This is a genomic window from Vibrio sp., from assembly GCF_984391705.1.
The window spans coordinates 1-17,106 of the sequence record NZ_CFHWOM010000029.1 but is presented as its reverse complement, the minus strand read 5'-3'; the positions used below and the strand labels follow the sequence as shown (position 1 = coordinate 17,106).

The following is a 17,106-nucleotide window of genomic DNA, read 5'->3' as shown; positions in this document are numbered from 1 at the left end:
CTGTTTAGTCTAACTGGTTTCAAAAAGCATCGCTATTCAAGTAAGATGGCAAACTAACAAATTTTTGCCAAATCTGTGGGAGTGAACAAGAATGGCGAGCATTGAAGCTGCACTAGCCGAGATTAAGCGCGGTGTTGAAGAGCTAATTCCAGAAGAAGAGCTGATTGCTAAGCTGAAAGAGGGACGCCCTCTTCGCATTAAACTGGGTGCCGATCCAACTGCACCAGATATCCACCTAGGTCATACTGTTATTTTCAACAAGTTGCGTGCGTTCCAAGAGCTTGGCCACGATGTTACTTTCCTGATTGGTGATTTTACCGCTATGGTTGGTGACCCAACAGGTAAGAACAACACTCGTCCTCCTTTGAGTCGTGAAGATGTTCTTCGTAACGCTGAAACATACAAAGAGCAAGTATTTAAGATTCTAGATCCTGCTAAGACTAAGATTCAGTTTAACTCTGAGTGGCTATCTGAGCTGGGTGCTGAAGGTATGATCCGTTTGGCGGCAAACCAAACTGTTGCACGTATGCTTGAGCGCGATGACTTTAAAAAGCGTTATGCTGGTGGTCAACCAATTGCTATTCATGAGTTTATGTATCCACTCCTACAAGGTTATGACTCAGTAGCAATGGAAACAGACGTTGAGCTTGGCGGTACAGACCAGAAGTTCAACTTGTTGATGGGTCGTGAACTACAAAAAGCAAATGGTCAAAAACCTCAAGCTGTTCTAATGATGCCTCTTCTTGTTGGTCTAGACGGCGAGAAGAAAATGTCTAAGTCAGCAAACAACTACATTGGTATCAGTGAAGCGCCAAGCGAAATGTTTGGTAAGATCATGTCGATCTCTGATGACCTAATGTGGAACTACTATGATTTGCTATCTTTCCGTCCTCTTGAAGAAGTTGCTCAGCTAAAAGCTGACGTTGAAGCGGGCCAAAACCCACGTGACATAAAAGTAGCACTTGCGAAAGAGATCATTGCACGTTTCCACAGTCAAGCTGATGCTGATGCAGCAGAGCAAGAGTTCGTAAACCGTTTTGCCAAGAACCAGATCCCAGATGAGATGCCAGAGTTCGCATTTGATGCAGGCCTTCCAGTGAGTAACATTCTGAAAGAAGCTGGTTTATGTGCGTCTACTTCAGAAGCGATGCGCATGGTGAAACAAGGCGCGGCTAAGATTGATGGCGATAAGGTAGCAGACTCTAAGTTTGCCCCAGAAGCAGGCACTTACGTATTCCAGGTAGGTAAACGTAAGTTTGCTCGTATTACCATCAGCTGATTGATAATACTTTGAATTAAAGCGCCTTCTAGGCGCTTTTTTTATGTTTTTCTGAAGAGTTATAACCACTTCAAATGTTCGCTATTTTTACCTCAAATTGACTGTTTTCTTGTCTAAGTTTTGCTACTATGCCTGCGCTGTCACAATGACAGTTTATCTGGAGACTTTTATGAACAATATCGACCATCCTCCTAGTAGCAAGGGAGAAAAATAAACCTTACTGGTATTGTCGTTTCCGCCTCTACCTGTTTGGTAGAGTTATCCTCTTTTCTATTGATTCCTCACGTTTTTCTCCTCGAAAACTAGAAACTAAATACAGAATAACTTTGACCTTTGAATGGCTTTGTCGCACTAGTAATGTGATGTTACAGGCCGTAGATCTTTTACTATCCTGTATTTGATGGTCGTTACCCACTGCCAATCGGGAGATTCGCCATGACGGTAATGAGCAATACTTACATTGAAAACAACGCGCACTTTTCTCAAGAGGAGATTGGTGCTGCTCGTAATGCCTTTCTGCAATATGAGCAACCCCAACAAATTCATTTATTAACAGTTATGCCTATAGAAGAGGCGGTGGCGATCTTGCATCACTGTTCGGTAGGCTATGTCCAACAATTAATTACCATGCTAGAAAAAGAGGGGCATGATAAGCGAGCTCGTCATTACGCCCATCAACTTGGGTTTCTTCACTCTGAGGTGGATAGTACCAATGGTTATTTAAGTACGTCGGTATTGGCTCATGTCAAACAACGTATCGGGTGGATCATCGCGCTGGCGTTACTCGGGGTTGTATCTGGGCTGATCATCTCTCACTATGAAGACACACTTAGTCAGCTCGTATTATTGGCAATCTATATGCCGGTAATTGCTGCAGCGGGTGGTAATACGGGAACACAAGCCGCGACTTTGGTTATTCGGGCGCTCGCGACTGGAGATTTGAAAAAGCGAGAATGGTTAAAGGTATTGTGGAAAGAAAGCCGAGTCGCGGTCTGCTTAGCTTTTGCTATTTCAATGGTGATCATCGCACGTATTTTGTTGTTTAGCGATGACACCTCAACGGGAGGCTTTGAGCTCAATATGATTGCTCTAGCTATTGCTGTCGCTCTGTTTATTCAAGTGACGATGTCAACAACGCTAGGTGGTTTACTACCGATTCTAGCTAGAGCATTCAAACTGGATCCAGCAGTACTTGTGAGTCCAGTTTTAGCGTCAATCGTCGATATTTCAGGTATGTGGATCTACTTTACCGTTGTGAATTACTTTTTAGGTATCGCCTGACTAAATTTGATCACATCCTGGTAAAACAAAGTTTCGAATTGAGTGATTGGAGCGATGGTCGTTTTTCCATCGCTCTTTGCTTTAGCAAGGTGATAATCGGTAACAAACTGGACAAATAAGGAGCTTGGTTTACCACTTGCGTCGGTACCAAAACCAGCCATATTGTAGCTGCCATATAGTGAGCCACTTTTGCCGATGATCGACCCTTTTACTGGCTCTTTTCTCATACTAAGGCGGTATTTCAATGTGCCGCTTTCCCCTGATTTTGGTAGTAATGCGATTAATCCGAGTTGATCGTCATTTTGCCAAATGTAACGCAGTATTTTAGCCATATCTTTACTGCTGAATCGGTTGTTTCGTGACAGACCAGAGCCATCAGCCAGAGGTGTGCTGGACAGATCTACCCCGGTGTTGGCAAAAATGATTTGCTTAATTGCTTCGGTGCCATTCGCAAAGCTGCCCGGCTGAATAAAGAACTGACTGCCAATGGCTTTAGTAAGGTTATCAGCAATTAAATTGTCGGATTTTTTCAGCATCTCTTCTAGCATGGGTATCAGAGATTCAGATTGATGAGATGCGAGCCTCTTAGTCGCCACTTTGCTGAATGGTTTACCAATTCGAATATTACCCTTTAGCTCAATGTCGAGTTGAATGAGTAAATTGTGCAGCATTCGTTGGGTATACAATTCTGGGTTCTGCACTGCAAATTTAAGGGGTAAAGGTTTACTACGTTCTACCAAACACCCTTGAAGCTGATAATGGTTATCTGGTGATGAAATCAGTTCCAAATTGCACTGTGATGCTTCTTGTTCTTCTTTAGAGACGCTAGTGACTTTTGTTGATGCATAAATAGGAAAATGCTCCGGAACGTAAACACGGGTTTTACGGTTTGCCTCGGTATAGATGGAAGCTTGAACGCAGTTCTCATCCAATGTGATAGCGCTAGCTGGTGCACTGTAGCAGACACCTAAAATATCCCAAGGCCAACCGACGGCACGATCGTAGCCAGTAAATGCAGTGTTATCTAACCAAAGGTCACCTTCAATTTTTTTAAGACCCTTAACGCGAGCAGAATTTAATAACTGCTTTAAGTTATTTGTCGAGAGTGTCGGATCGCCTGAAAACCGAATGATGACATCGTTACCAGCAGAGTCTAGTTGGGTTGTGAAATGAAAGTTATCCCCTAGCTCTAATTTTGCAGCTAATGCTGTCACTACTTTTAACGTACTGGCTGGTGGAAAGTACTGGGTGTTGTTATCTGTTGTTAATAAGACTTGGGAGTCATCTAGACGCTCGACTAATAAACTGGTTCGATTACCGGTAGGTAAAGAGTCTAAAGGCGTATAGGCGAGGCTTGAGAATGAGAGAAGACCAGCGAGTAGAGTAGTAAAGCGTAAGGTTTTCATAGTGAAGGTATCGGCTAATGGTTTGGCGTATGTCAGTATAACCAGTAAAAAAAACGCCCGCTATAGAGCGGGCGTCTTAGATTCATGACACTAAGTCACAAATTAGAAGTCGTAGCGTAGACCAACAGCTAGCTCGTCTTCTGCGTCAACTTTAGTGATACCTTTGCTTACGCTAGCATCTAGTAGGTTGAAGTTGTACGACACGTAGCCACGGAAGTTTGGCTTGAAGTAGTAAGTCGCATCGATAGCAACGTTATCTGCAGATGTTTCGCCATCTGTTTCAGCGTTGTTGTATGTAGTGCTGAATACAGTTTGGTTTAGCGTGTACGCTGCTGCGAATTCGTAACCAGTGTAATCAACAGTGTCGCTTGAGCCAGTTAGTTGCTTCTCACCATCAGTGTATAGACCTGCAACGTATAGGTTTTCAATTGTGAAGTTAGCACCAAGCATGTACTCGTTAGCTTTGTCTTGGTCAGCATAACCTGCACCTAGGTTAAGGCCTGTGTCTGCTACAGCATAGATAGCAGATAGAGAGTAACCAGACTTACCATTGTCTACGTATTTCTCGTCTTGAGTATTTTCGTTTTCAACAGAACGGTCAGCGAAACGGTAGCTTGCTTTTAGGCTAAGGTCGTTGAATTGACCTTTGTAAGATAGCATGTTGTCTACACGGTCAGCCACAGCTAGCTTGTCTGCTGCAGAGTTACCGTGGTAAGCCATGATATCAGTGAAGTCTGTAAGAACGCCTAGAGCACCGTCGTTTTTACCGTAAGTTACTTCACCAAACTTGCCGCCTAAACCAGCGTATGTGTAACGGTTGTCTAGATCAGAACCGTCACCGTTGTCAGCTGTAGTGAATTCACCTTCGTAGAAACCAACGCCGTATAGACCGTCAGTGATTTGAGTTGTACCTAGGAAGTTTAGACGTACGCGAGAGTTGTCTTGCGCTTTACCATCTTTAAGAGAAAGACGTGCTTCAGCACGGCCGCCCATTTCTAGAGACGTACCATCTTGGTTGTAGATTTCTGCCGCGTTTGCGCCAGTAGCCACTGCTGCAGCTGAAACTGCAAGAGCAATCAGAGTTTTGTTCATCTTATAAGTCCTAATTTACTGTCCATAAATAGTTATATGCGAGCGATAACACAGTTCTCACCTGTTATCCTCTATTTATTGCTCTTGTGAATCAATACTCATATTCAAGATTTATGTTAGAAATATGAAAGAATTGTTCACCTAATGCGAGCAATCGGTGAGCAATGTTTTAACGTGGAAGTTCCTTGATGAGTTAGTAAAATGATATAAATTTGAGTTTTGAACAGTGTTTTATTTTAACTAAATAAATATCAAGGTTATGATTTAATTGGGTTTATATCTGCTTTTGACATTGCTATGACAGAGCGATTTTTTACGTTTTTTTAGTCGATTATAGGCATTTTCATACAACTCTTTATTGGCAGTTTAAAAAATAATCATCGCTAATGTGAGCGGGCGTTTGATGTGTGGGATTTATGGTGATTTAGTCGCGAAGTTTGTTTACACTAGAATAAATTGATTAGTTAACTCACTACCTAATCCTATGGGTTGGGTAGTTTTGTTTTGTCCAAAGACTGCTTTGGAATGAGGTAAACAATGGAAAAAGTCCCAATGACGGTGCGCGGTGAACAAAAACTGCGTGAAGAACTAGACCGCCTATTAAAGCTTCGCCCACAGATTTCTGAAGCAATTGCTGAAGCTCGTGAACTGGGTGATCTTAAAGAGAACGCTGAGTATCATGCGGCACGTGAAGAGCAAGGCATTTGTGAAGCTCAAATTCGAGATATCGAATACAAGTTGTCAGTGGCTCAAGTTATCGATGTAACCAAAATGGATAACTCAGGGAAAGTTATTTTTGGTTCAACGGTAACACTTATCGATGTTGATACTGACGAAGAGAAGACATACCAAATCGTAGGTGATGACGAGGCTGATATTAAATCTGGTCGTATCTCGGTAAGTTCTCCAATCGCTCGTGGCCTTATCGGTAAAATGGAAGGCGATGAAGTTGTGATTTCTACTCCAGGTGGTGATCGTGACTTTGAAATTGATAGCGTAGAGTATGTTTAAGCGTTAGCATTTCTACTGATACTAAAAAAGGTCGCACAAGCGACCTTTTTTATTGCGAACGTAATATGATTATTTACGTGGCAGTTCGATTTTACGCTCTTCCGTTTGACGGAATAGAACTAGCGTTTTACCGATTACTTGCACTTTTTCCGCTTTAGTTTCGCGAATAATAGCGTCGATAATCAGGTTCTTAGTCTCGCGATCTTCCGATGCGACTTTTACTTTGATTAGCTCATGATGATTCAGAGCAATTTCAATTTCCGCTAGAACAGCTTCAGTTAGTCCGTTTGCGCCCATAAGCACAACAGGTTTTAGACTGTGCGCTAGGCCTTTTAGATGCTGCTTTTGTTTCGTGCTTAAGTTCATTTCGCGGCCAATTTTCTTTAAAATAAGGGTTGAAAAAAGCTATTTTAACGCCATCTATTGCTGAAGACTATAATTTATTGAGCAATAGGCTTAGCCTATTAAAACAATAGCTCCTATTTGTGCCTTGTTGGGATTAAAATGAGTAAACAAAAACATTCGGCCAGTTCTGGACGTTGGTTAAAAGAACACTTTGATGATAAATACGCAAATGAAGCTCGTAAGAAAGGCTATCGTTCACGTGCTTATTTCAAAATGGAAGAGATCCAAGCCAAAGACAAGCTGCTAAAACCAGGTATGACTGTCGTGGATTTGGGAGCGGCGCCAGGTGGTTGGTCTCAATATGCTGCTAAGATTATAGGTGATAGCGGTCAAATCATTGCTTGTGATTTGTTACCTATGGATCCGATTGCTGGAGTTAGCTTCCTTCAGGGAGACTTTCGTGATGATGCAGTGTTGGAAGCATTATTGGATCGAATTCAGCCATCTATGGTCGATGTTGTTATGTCGGATATGGCACCTAACATCGCCGGAAACAACTCCGTCGACCAGCCTAGAGCTATGTATTTAGTTGAATTGGCTTTAGATATGTGTCGACAAGTTCTAGCCCCTAATGGTAGCTTTGTTGTAAAGGTTTTCCAGGGGGAAGGCTTCGATCAGTTTGTGAAAGAAGTCCGAGACATGTTTAAAGTCGTAAAAATTAGAAAACCTGACTCTTCAAGAGCTCGCTCACGAGAAGTCTTTGTTGTAGCCACTGGTTACAAAGGTTAACTATTTCGCTCGTTTAGAGCATGGTTAACACTATAGCTACAGGTTATAAACTGTAGTACCCTACCTTTAATTACAATTAGTTATCGAGAGGCTGACACCTTGAGTGACATGGCAAAAAATTTAATTCTGTGGCTTGTTATCGCTGTCGTATTGATGTCGGTATTCCAGAGCTTTGGCCCTGGGGAAAGTAATGGCAGAGCAGTGGACTACACCACGTTTGTACAGGAAGTTGGCCAAGGCCAGATTCAGGAAGCAACTTTTAAAGACGGTGAGATTACCTTTACTCGTCGTGGCGGCGGCGCGCGTCATGTTACCTACATGCCGGTCTACGACCAGAAGCTACTTGATGACCTAATTAACCAAAATGTGAAAGTACAGGGCACGCCTCCTGAAGAGCAAAGCCTGTTAGGTACAATCTTCATTTCTTGGTTCCCAATGATCTTACTGATTGGTGTATGGATTTTCTTCATGCGTCAAATGCAAGGCGGTGGCGGCAAAGGCGCTATGTCTTTCGGTAAGAGCAAAGCTCGTATGATGAGCGAAGAACAAATTAAGACGACTTTTGCTGATGTTGCAGGTTGTGATGAAGCAAAAGAAGACGTTAAAGAGCTAGTGGACTACCTACGTGATCCAAGCCGCTTCCAGAAGCTGGGTGGTAAGATTCCAACGGGTGTGCTGATGGTTGGTCCTCCGGGTACGGGTAAAACGCTACTTGCAAAAGCGATTGCAGGTGAAGCTAAAGTGCCGTTCTTTACTATCTCTGGTTCTGACTTCGTTGAAATGTTTGTTGGTGTTGGTGCATCTCGTGTACGTGACATGTTCGAACAAGCGAAGAAAGCAGCACCTTGTATCATCTTTATTGATGAGATCGATGCGGTAGGTCGTCAGCGTGGCGCTGGTGTTGGTGGTGGTCACGATGAACGTGAACAAACACTAAACCAAATGCTGGTTGAAATGGATGGTTTCGAAGGTAACGAAGGTATTATCGTTATCGCCGCGACTAACCGTCCTGACGTACTTGACCCAGCGCTACTGCGTCCGGGCCGTTTTGACCGCCAAGTTGTGGTTGGTCTACCAGATGTACGTGGTCGTGAACAGATTCTTAAAGTACACATGCGTAAAGTGCCTCTAGCAGGTGACGTAGAGCCATCTCTAATCGCACGTGGTACTCCAGGCTTCTCTGGTGCAGACCTAGCTAACCTAGTTAACGAAGCGGCATTGTTCGCGGCTCGCGGTAACAAGCGCAACGTTTCTATGGTTGAGTTCGAACTGGCTAAAGACAAGATCATGATGGGTGCAGAGCGCCGTTCTATGGTGATGTCTGAAGAGACTAAAGAATCAACGGCGTACCACGAAGCAGGTCACGCAATTGTTGGTCGTCTAGTGCCAGAACACGATCCAGTGTACAAGGTTTCGATCATTCCACGTGGCCGAGCGCTAGGTGTGACTATGTATCTACCAGAGCAAGATCGCGTAAGCATGTCTCGTCAACACCTTGAGTCTATGGTTTCAAGCCTTTACGGTGGTCGTCTTGCTGAAGAGCTAATCTACGGTGCAGACAAAGTATCAACGGGCGCTTCAAACGATATCGAACGTGCGACTGATATTGCGCGTAAGATGGTGACTCAATGGGGTTTCTCTGAAAAACTTGGTCCTCTTCTTTACGCTGAAGAAGAAGGTGAAGTGTTCCTAGGTCGTAGCGTGACTCAGACTAAGCATATGTCTGATGACACAGCGAAGCTAATCGATACAGAGATTCGTCAAATCATCGACCGCAACTACGCTCGTGCTAAACAGATCCTTGAAGATAACATGGATATTATGCACGCAATGAAAGATGCGTTGATGAAGTACGAAACGATCGATGCTGGTCAGATTGATGATCTAATGGAGCGTAAGTCTGAAATTCGTGAACCAGCGGGTTGGGGTGATAACCAAAACAATAAGCCGGAAGCGAAAGTAGAAGAAAAGACTGATAGCCAACCAGAAGAGAAAGTTGCTGAGCCGAAGGCGGAAGAGCAGACAACTTCTCAAGAAAGCACTTCTGCAGAAGCGACAGAGAAAAAAGACTCTGAGTAACTGAGTTAGATAAGATAAACCCCGAGGAAACTCGGGGTTTTTGTATTTATTATGATAATCACTGCAAACAACAAAACCCTAGACTTATCCGTACCTCAAGTCATGGGTATACTGAACGTCACTCCTGATTCCTTCTCAGATGGTGGAAAATTTAACTCCCTAGATAATGCACTCGAACAAGCTCAACTTATGATTGATGCCGGAGTGAGTATTATTGATATTGGTGGTGAGTCCACGCGCCCTGGAGCTCCTTATGTAGCGCTAGAGGAAGAGCTGAATCGTGTTATTCCTGTGATTAAGGCGATCCGCGAGCAGTATGATGTCTGGATCTCTGTGGATACAAGTAAAGCTGAAGTCATGCGTCAAGCCGCAAAAGCGGGGGCTGATATCATTAATGATGTGCGAGCATTGCAGGAACCAGGAGCTTTAGAAGTTGCGGCAGATACCGGTTTACCAATCTGTTTAATGCATATGCAAGGTCAGCCTAGGACTATGCAAGCGAATCCGCATTATAATGATCTTCTTAAAGAAGTTGGTGAATTTCTTGAAGAGAGAATGGCAGCCTGTGAAAAGGCTGGTATCAGTCGTGATAAGCTGATTCTTGACCCTGGCTTTGGTTTCGGTAAAACGATCGAGCATAACTATCATATGCTTGCAAATCTTGAACAATTTCATAAGTTTGGTCTACCTATCCTTGCGGGAATGTCTCGAAAATCCATGCTCTTCAAATTATTGGATAAAGCGCCTGCCGAGTGTGTGGCTGCAAGCGTGAGTTGCGCTACAATCGCTGTCATGAAAGGGGCTCAAATTATTCGTGTTCATGATTTTGAACAAACGCTTGATGCTGTAAAAATTGTCTCAATGGTTAACGCTAACCGTTGAGCATGAAATAAGAAAAAGGAATCATCATGTCTAAGCAAAGACGTTATTTTGGAACTGATGGTGTACGTGGCAAAGTAGGCCAATACCCTATTACCCCTGACTTTGTATTGAAACTGGGTTGGGCGGCTGGGCGTGTGTTAGCTAAGCAAGGCACAAAGAAAGTGATCATCGGTAAAGATACACGTATCTCTGGCTACATGCTTGAATCAGCATTGGAAGCCGGCCTTGCCGCTGCGGGTCTAAAAGCAACTTTCACTGGGCCTATGCCAACACCGGGTGTTGCTTACCTCACACAAACGTTCCGTGCTGAAGCGGGTATTGTGATTTCAGCTTCCCACAACCCGTATTACGACAATGGCATTAAATTCTTCTCATCTGAAGGTACAAAGCTACCTGACGATATCGAATTGGCTATTGAAGCAGAACTGGACAAAGAAATTGAGTGTGTTGAGTCAGCGATGCTGGGTAAAGCAACGCGATTGAATGATGCGGCTGGTCGTTACATCGAATTTTGTAAAAGCACCTTCCCACATGACTTGAGCCTTGCGGGTAAGAAGATCGTTGTAGATTGCGCGCATGGTGCGACTTACCATATCGCTCCATCAGTATTCAGCGAATTAGGTGCTGAAGTAATCGCGATGGGCGTTGAGCCAAATGGTACTAACATCAACCATGAAGTGGGTGCGACGGATGTACGTGCATTGCAACAGCGTGTCGTAGAAGAGGGTGCTGAACTCGGATTAGCATTTGATGGTGATGGTGACCGTATTATTATGGTCGATCACTTAGGTAATAAGGTCGATGGCGACCAAATCGCTTACATCATTGCACGCGACGCGCTTCGCCGTGGTGAGCTAAAAGGTGGTGTAGTTGGTACCTTGATGACTAACCTTGGTATGGAAAACGGTCTTAAGCAACTAGGTATTCCTTTTGTTCGTGCAGCGGTAGGCGATCGCTACGTGATGGAGCAACTTCTTGCTAAAGGCTGGAAGATTGGCGCTGAAAACTCAGGGCATGTGATCTTATTGGATAAAGTTACTACGGGTGATGCTATTGTGGCAGCACTTCAAGTGCTCGCTTCGGTGGTTGGTAGCGATATGTCACTACACGATCTTTCACAAGGCATGACGTTATATCCGCAAGTATTAGAAAACGTTCGCTTTGAAGGTGACTCAAACCCACTTGAAGCTGACGCAGTTAAACAAGCGACGGCAGAAGTAGAAGCTGATCTAGGTGATAAAGGTCGCGTACTGTTACGCAAATCAGGCACTGAGCCGTTGATTCGTGTCATGGTCGAGGGTGAAGATGCAGCTCTTGTGCAATCTTCAGCTTTGAAAATTGCAGATGCAGTAAAAGAAAGCTTCTAAGCTTAGAAATGGATAGAAGAAAGCCGCCTAAGTACAGGCGGCTTTTTAATTATTGCGATTCTTTATTGGTGCGTTTTTTGCCCCAAACTTCGATTTTTGCCTTTTTACTTAAGCCCACAGCACTCAGTGTATTACTTCCCCAGCTATCGTAGGTCATCTCTAATTTTTTGAATTTGGCGTCTTGTTTGCCTGGTAATGTCCAAGCACGAGTCGACATTCCTTTTGTGAGAGTTCCCATTGATTTCAGTTCTTTTGTGCTGCCGTCTGACATTGTCACAGTTACATCTTTAAGGTTGATAGTACCTTGAATAACTTTAATCTTAATTTTGCTGAAGTTGCGCTCGCTGATGTAGGCTAGTGGCTCGACGGTATCTGTTTCAGACTTGTAGTTAACGATTTTATCACTGATCATTACCCAGTCATCACTCTGTTTAGCGAAGCAGGATGGAGCCGTAAATAGAACTAAGGATGACATTAAAATAGTGATGAAATGTTTCATAGTGCCTCTGACTTTTATGTTAGGATTGCCCCGATATCAACAGTGACGACTCCTTATGCCACAATACGAGACAGAATATTTACAAGAAATGGGGATCCAGTGCTACGAGCTGGCTCACCCGGAAAGATTGCAAGGCTATCAATCACCAAAGTTAGTATTGCAAGAGTCTTGTCAATTGTTACTCGTGTCCCCGCAATGTCCGAAAAAAGAGACAGCTTTGTTGTTTGAGCGTGTACTGAAAAGCATTGATTTAACTCTCGACCAAGCATTGCATATTTACCCTGAACAAGTCTCTCAGTTGGCTGAGCCTTTTCAGAACTGGATTTGGTTTTCTGGTTGCGAGAACCCAGAGAAGATTGGTGGTAAAGTCTTATCTAGTCCATTACTGAGTCAAATTGACGGTAATAATGAACAGCGTCGCGCCTTATGGCAGCAAATTTGTAGCTACAAATAAACATCATGACATTACATTGTACCCCGCTGAAGCCTGAGCACCTCTCTGACGTTTATCGCATCGAACGTCATGCACATACTCACCCTTGGTCTGAGAACTTGATACGTGACATCAATAGTCGTGGCGGTTGTCACCACGTTTTGTTCGATGGAGAACAGCTGGTCGGTTACTACTACGCGCAAAACATTGTAGGTGAGTTGACGCTGCTAAATATTGCCGTTGATCCAAGCTTACAAGGTAAAGGTTATGGTAAAGCGCTGCTAGAACATCTAGTCGATTTGGCTCACGAGCGCAGCGCAGAGAGTATTTGGCTTGAAGTTCGCGCCAGCAACCAACGTGCATTTGGATTGTATGAAGCACTAGGGTTTAACGAGGTTGATCGTCGTCTTAATTACTACCCAACAGATAATGGCAAAGAAGACGCAATTATCATGAGCTACATCCTGTTTTAGGCGCTACTTTTGAACCGCTTTGATTGGCGCTTCGTCATCGACGTCATAATGGTTTCGATTAAAACGTTCAGTTAGCTCGCTTGCAGGTAGCGGCTTATCGAATAGATAGCCTTGGAACTGATCACATCCCATATCTTTTAACGTGTTGAGTTCATTACAATCTTCTACACCTTCCGCAATGACCTCAAGGTTTAAGCGTTTAGCTGTCATAATAATGGTGTCAACAATCGCTTGATCACTTTCATCTAGGTGAAGCTGAGTGACAAACGAACGATCAATTTTAAGTACGTCAACAGCGAGATGTTTGAGGTACTTCAATGAAGAGTAACCAGTGCCAAAGTCGTCAATTGAGGTTTTTAGATTGTACTCTTTCAGTTTCACCATCTTCTGAATCGCACTTTCCACGTTTTCTAGCAGCAAGTTTTCCGTAATCTCTAGCTCGATATGTTCTCCACTGATTCCCGCTTGAGTCAGGGCATCGTTAATGTGCTCTACGAATGAGTCTTGAGAAAACTGCAACGGACTTATGTTGATTGCGAGTCGACGGAAAGTATCTGGTAGGACACCTGCTTTTTGCCAAGTCGCATACTGATAGCACGCTTTTTCAATGATCCAGTTACCAATTTGCAGTATTTGTCCTGTTTCTTCCGCGATCGGCATGAACACACCTGGAGGTAAGACACCTTTATCGGGGTGGTTCCAACGGATCAGAGCTTCAACCCCTACAATCTGGTGCTCGCGGTTAACCTGTGGTTGATAATAAAGCTCTAGCTGTCCTTTGTTGATAGCTTCGTGTAAACCTTTCTCTATTTCTAGGAAAGACTCGACTTGAGCTTGCATTTCAGGCTCATAGAACATGTATTTATTTCGTCCACCGACTTTAGCCCTATAGAGAGCGGTATCTGCCTGACGTAAAACGTCAATATTCGTATTTCCGACCGACGGGAATACCGCTATACCGACACTAACAGAGCAGTAAAGCTGATGATCATCTATAGAATAAGGATTCGAAATCAAAGCTAGCAATTGCTGCGCGAGCTCATGTGCCTTTTCCGCAGAAGTTCGGGGTAGCAAGATGGCAAATTCATCACCACCGATCCGCGCTGCGGTAAAGTCATCTTTTAACCAAGCTTCAATTCTCATAGAAATCGCTTTGAGTAGATGATCCCCTATTGTGTGCCCCAGAGAATCATTTATCGTTTTGAAGCGATCTAAGTCTAAATAGAACAGAGCACCAGTTTCGCTCTTCACATTAGCGCGATCAATCGACTTTCCAAGTAATTGGAGCAAGAGACTTCTATTGGCCAAGCCTGTAAGAGAGTCGTAGTAAGCGAGTTGATTGAGTTTTACTTCAGCGGCTTCTCTATCTTTCCAAAGGGTATGAAAGGTATTCGCCAAATGGCCTAACTCGTCATCTCGATAGAGTGTGGGTGGCGGCGTGTCACTCTTGTTGTTTTGTAGAGAACGCACCCAATCGATCAGCGTGACGAGTGGCTTCGACAGCTTTTGATAGAAGAAAAAAAGCAATATCGAGGTGAGTAAGATATTCCTGAATAAATCGAAGAGTAAGATTTTGCTCGTTTTGGCAATAAACTCTTTGGCGATATTGGCACCATTAACTGAAAACGCGAGAGTACCCACAACGACATGGGAGTTAGGTTGATGGAGCTCCGTGGTGTAAATCGGTGTTCTTGGAGTCAGGAAGTTAGAGAGTGCTTCGGTGAAGCCTCCTTGAAGCGAAATGCTGTGTTCCTTGAGAGTTAAGACATCACCGAAGTCATCGATAATCTCCACCTTATAGATAGCACTGTCCATCATCAAACTTGAAGCGACCTGTTCGGCAAGTAGCTGATTTAAATGGTAAGCGGCTTGACTGGCGTTGGAGTAGTTTTGCAGCAACTTGAACTGATAGTGTTCTTCAATGCGTTTTTGTTCCTGATGAAGATCCACCAAAATATGATAAAAGCTGAAACAGACTCCTAGAAGTACAGAGACTAAAAAGACCGTTTTCGCTTGTCTGAAGGCTAATGAATTTATCTTTTGGCTTTTAGGCATAGTTATAACAAGTTCCCTCTACTCCTTTAGTTATAGCCTATATTTATTGATATTTTAATTTGTACCCAAAATGGTCGAGTTATCTTGCCATTTTTGCTGTTGAAGTTGCCCCTCAAGAGAATATAAGAGAGAATACCGCGCAAAATTGAATCGAACAGCCAGAAGAGTCAGGGTAACTGATTTTTAGTCTCTGGTAACCAGACAGAAGAAGATCTTTTGATGTCAAATACAGCTTTTCTTGGCGAAGTGTCTAAACGTAGAACTTTCGCCATTATCTCGCACCCGGATGCGGGTAAAACCACCATTACTGAAAAAGTACTGTTATTCGGAAACGCAATCCAAAAAGCAGGTACGGTTAAAGGCCGTGGTAACGCTCAGCATGCGAAATCTGACTGGATGGAGATGGAAAAAGAGCGTGGTATCTCGGTAACAACGTCAGTTATGCAGTTCCCATACAATGATTGCCTAGTAAACCTGCTCGATACTCCAGGACACGAAGACTTCTCGGAAGATACCTACCGTACACTAACAGCGGTTGACTCGTGTCTTATGGTTATCGATGCTGCAAAAGGTGTCGAGGATCGTACGCGTAAATTGATGGAAGTTACTCGTCTTCGTGATACACCAATCGTAACCTTTATGAACAAATTGGACCGTGATGTGCGTGATCCAATGGAAGTTCTAGATGAAGTTGAAAGCGAACTGGGCATGGCATGTGCCCCAATCTCTTGGCCAATCGGTTGTGGTAAAGAGTTTAAAGGTGTTTACCACATCCACCGTGATGAAACGATTCTTTACGAATCAGGCCATGGTCACGAGATCCAAGAAGTACGCATCATCAAAGGTCTAGATAATCCTGAGCTTGATGAGAAGGTAGGTGAAGACTTAGCTTCAAGTGTTCGTGAAGAGCTTGAACTGGTAATGGGCGCGTGTCCTGAATTTGATCACGAGCTATTCCTAGCCGGTGAACTCACGCCAGTTTATTTCGGTACTGCACTTGGTAACTTCGGTGTAGACCATATGTTAGATGGCCTAACAGAGTGGGCGCCAGCTCCTAAAAACCGTCAAGCGGTTGAGCGTGATGTTGAAGCAACAGAAGAAGAATTCTCTGGCTTCGTATTCAAGATCCAAGCAAACATGGATCCAAAACACCGTGACCGTATTGCTTTCATGCGTATCGTATCAGGTACCTATAAGCAAGGCATGAAGATGAACCACGTCCGCACAGGTAAGAAAGTAAGCATCTCTGATGCCGTTACCTTTATGGCGGGCGACCGTTCTCGCGCTGAGAATGCATACGCAGGGGACATCATCGGTCTGCACAACCACGGCACAATCCAGATTGGTGATACCTTCACTCAAGGTGAAGCATTGAAGTTCTCTGGTATTCCAAACTTCGCACCAGAACTGTTCCGTCGTATTCGTCTAAAAGATCCATTGAAGCAGAAGCAGCTTCTAAAAGGTCTGGTTCAGCTTTCTGAAGAAGGTGCGGTACAGGTATTCCGTCCTCTACAAAACAACGACCTAATCGTAGGTGCGGTTGGTGTACTTCAGTTTGATGTAGTCGTTGCGCGTCTAAAAGCTGAATACAACGTAGAAGCCATCTACGAAGGTGTTAACGTTGCAACAGCACGTTGGGTAGAGTGTGGTGATGCGAAGAAGCTAGAAGAGTTTAAGCGTAAGAACCAAGCGAACCTAGCACTAGATGGTGGCGATAACCTATCGTACATTGCACCAACGATGGTGAACTTGAATCTAGCGAAAGAGCGTTTTCCAGAGGTGGAGTTCCGCGCGACTCGCGAACACTAATCTTCTGTGCCTTTGCTGCGATAGCGGCGTTGACAGCGTAAATTCACCTTAGTCACGTAGCGCACTACGCTCCCAAGGCTGAGTTTATTTGTCGCCTTGCTCTCACAACAAATGCTTTGAAGATGGAGTGAGAATATGCTTCTGGGGTCGGATTCATTCGTTGCCTTGCTACAGCTCCAACTATTTTGAGTATCTTCGTGCTTAAAGTGAGTTTACTTGTCACCTTGCTCTCACAACAAATGCTTTGAAGGTGGAGTGAGAAGATGCTCATGGGGATGAATTTGCTTGTTGCCTTGTTCTAACCCC

General features: G+C 43.9%; 15 protein-coding genes. 10 read left to right on the top strand and 5 right to left on the bottom strand.

What is annotated here, in order from left to right; genetic code table 11:
- Positions 1 to 91: 91 nt before the first annotated feature.
- A complete protein-coding gene (tyrS, locus tag AC4MRV_RS14310) occupies positions 92 to 1,279 on the top strand; it encodes a tyrosine--tRNA ligase (protein WP_491188008.1) in 1,188 nt (395 codons plus the stop codon).
- A 435-nt stretch (positions 1,280 to 1,714) separates the two neighbouring features.
- Complete coding sequence (locus AC4MRV_RS14305; RefSeq protein WP_491188007.1) at positions 1,715 to 2,560, top strand: magnesium transporter; 846 nt, start codon at positions 1,715 to 1,717, stop codon at positions 2,558 to 2,560.
- On the opposite strand, the gene dacB is transcribed toward AC4MRV_RS14305, so the two are convergent.
- The gene (gene dacB, locus AC4MRV_RS14300; protein WP_491188006.1) at positions 2,539 to 3,966 is read right to left on the bottom strand and encodes a serine-type D-Ala-D-Ala carboxypeptidase; all 1,428 of its coding nucleotides are present in this window, start codon (positions 3,964 to 3,966) and stop codon (positions 2,539 to 2,541) included. The two genes, AC4MRV_RS14305 and dacB, sit on opposite strands and share 22 nt — an antisense overlap.
- A gap of 102 nt (positions 3,967 to 4,068) precedes the next feature.
- Positions 4,069 to 5,058 (bottom strand): porin, encoded by a 990-nt coding sequence (locus AC4MRV_RS14295; RefSeq protein WP_491188005.1) that lies wholly within the window; start codon positions 5,056 to 5,058, stop codon positions 4,069 to 4,071.
- Positions 5,059 to 5,595: 537 nt separating this feature from the next.
- On the opposite strand from AC4MRV_RS14295, the gene greA reads away from it, so the two are divergent.
- Complete coding sequence (gene greA / locus AC4MRV_RS14290; RefSeq protein WP_491188004.1) at positions 5,596 to 6,069, top strand: transcription elongation factor GreA; 474 nt, start codon at positions 5,596 to 5,598, stop codon at positions 6,067 to 6,069.
- Positions 6,070 to 6,138: 69 nt separating this feature from the next.
- On the opposite strand, the gene yhbY is transcribed toward greA, so the two are convergent.
- Positions 6,139 to 6,435, bottom strand: coding sequence for a ribosome assembly RNA-binding protein YhbY (gene yhbY, locus AC4MRV_RS14285; protein ID WP_491188003.1), 297 nt, complete (start codon positions 6,433 to 6,435; stop codon positions 6,139 to 6,141).
- 138 nt (positions 6,436 to 6,573) lie between these two features.
- Between yhbY and rlmE the strand changes: the two genes are divergently transcribed.
- From rlmE to glmM, 4 genes are all read left to right on the top strand, one after another.
- A complete protein-coding gene (gene rlmE, locus AC4MRV_RS14280; protein WP_491188002.1) occupies positions 6,574 to 7,203 on the top strand; it encodes a 23S rRNA (uridine(2552)-2'-O)-methyltransferase RlmE in 630 nt (209 codons plus the stop codon).
- A 108-nt stretch (positions 7,204 to 7,311) separates the two neighbouring features.
- The gene (gene ftsH / locus AC4MRV_RS14275; RefSeq protein ID WP_491188001.1) at positions 7,312 to 9,282 is read left to right on the top strand and encodes an ATP-dependent zinc metalloprotease FtsH; all 1,971 of its coding nucleotides are present in this window, start codon (positions 7,312 to 7,314) and stop codon (positions 9,280 to 9,282) included.
- Between the two features lie 51 nt (positions 9,283 to 9,333).
- Positions 9,334 to 10,164 carry a dihydropteroate synthase gene (gene folP, locus AC4MRV_RS14270; protein ID WP_491188000.1) on the top strand — a complete coding sequence of 277 codons (831 nt, stop codon included), beginning with the start codon at positions 9,334 to 9,336 and terminating at the stop codon, positions 10,162 to 10,164.
- Between the two features lie 26 nt (positions 10,165 to 10,190).
- Positions 10,191 to 11,531: a phosphoglucosamine mutase gene (gene glmM, locus AC4MRV_RS14265; RefSeq protein ID WP_491187999.1), complete on the top strand. Its 1,341-nt coding sequence runs from the start codon at positions 10,191 to 10,193 to the stop codon at positions 11,529 to 11,531.
- A gap of 49 nt (positions 11,532 to 11,580) precedes the next feature.
- Here the strand turns inward: glmM and AC4MRV_RS14260 are convergent, their stop codons facing one another.
- Positions 11,581 to 12,030, bottom strand: coding sequence for a DUF2541 family protein (locus AC4MRV_RS14260; RefSeq protein ID WP_491187998.1), 450 nt, complete (start codon positions 12,028 to 12,030; stop codon positions 11,581 to 11,583).
- Between the two features lie 55 nt (positions 12,031 to 12,085).
- On the opposite strand from AC4MRV_RS14260, the gene AC4MRV_RS14255 reads away from it, so the two are divergent.
- Together AC4MRV_RS14255 and rimI are read left to right on the top strand one after the other, a co-directional pair.
- The gene (locus AC4MRV_RS14255; protein ID WP_491187997.1) at positions 12,086 to 12,484 is read left to right on the top strand and encodes a DNA polymerase III subunit psi; all 399 of its coding nucleotides are present in this window, start codon (positions 12,086 to 12,088) and stop codon (positions 12,482 to 12,484) included.
- 5 nt (positions 12,485 to 12,489) lie between these two features.
- The gene (gene rimI / locus AC4MRV_RS14250; protein WP_491187996.1) at positions 12,490 to 12,936 is read left to right on the top strand and encodes a ribosomal protein S18-alanine N-acetyltransferase; all 447 of its coding nucleotides are present in this window, start codon (positions 12,490 to 12,492) and stop codon (positions 12,934 to 12,936) included.
- 3 nt (positions 12,937 to 12,939) lie between these two features.
- Here the strand turns inward: rimI and AC4MRV_RS14245 are convergent, their stop codons facing one another.
- Positions 12,940 to 14,991 carry a putative bifunctional diguanylate cyclase/phosphodiesterase gene (locus AC4MRV_RS14245; RefSeq protein WP_491187995.1) on the bottom strand — a complete coding sequence of 684 codons (2,052 nt, stop codon included), beginning with the start codon at positions 14,989 to 14,991 and terminating at the stop codon, positions 12,940 to 12,942.
- Between the two features lie 219 nt (positions 14,992 to 15,210).
- Here AC4MRV_RS14245 and prfC point away from each other — a divergent pair, with 219 nt between their 5' ends.
- Positions 15,211 to 16,800 carry a peptide chain release factor 3 gene (gene prfC / locus AC4MRV_RS14240; protein ID WP_491187994.1) on the top strand — a complete coding sequence of 530 codons (1,590 nt, stop codon included), beginning with the start codon at positions 15,211 to 15,213 and terminating at the stop codon, positions 16,798 to 16,800.
- Positions 16,801 to 17,106: the final 306 nt, after the last annotated feature.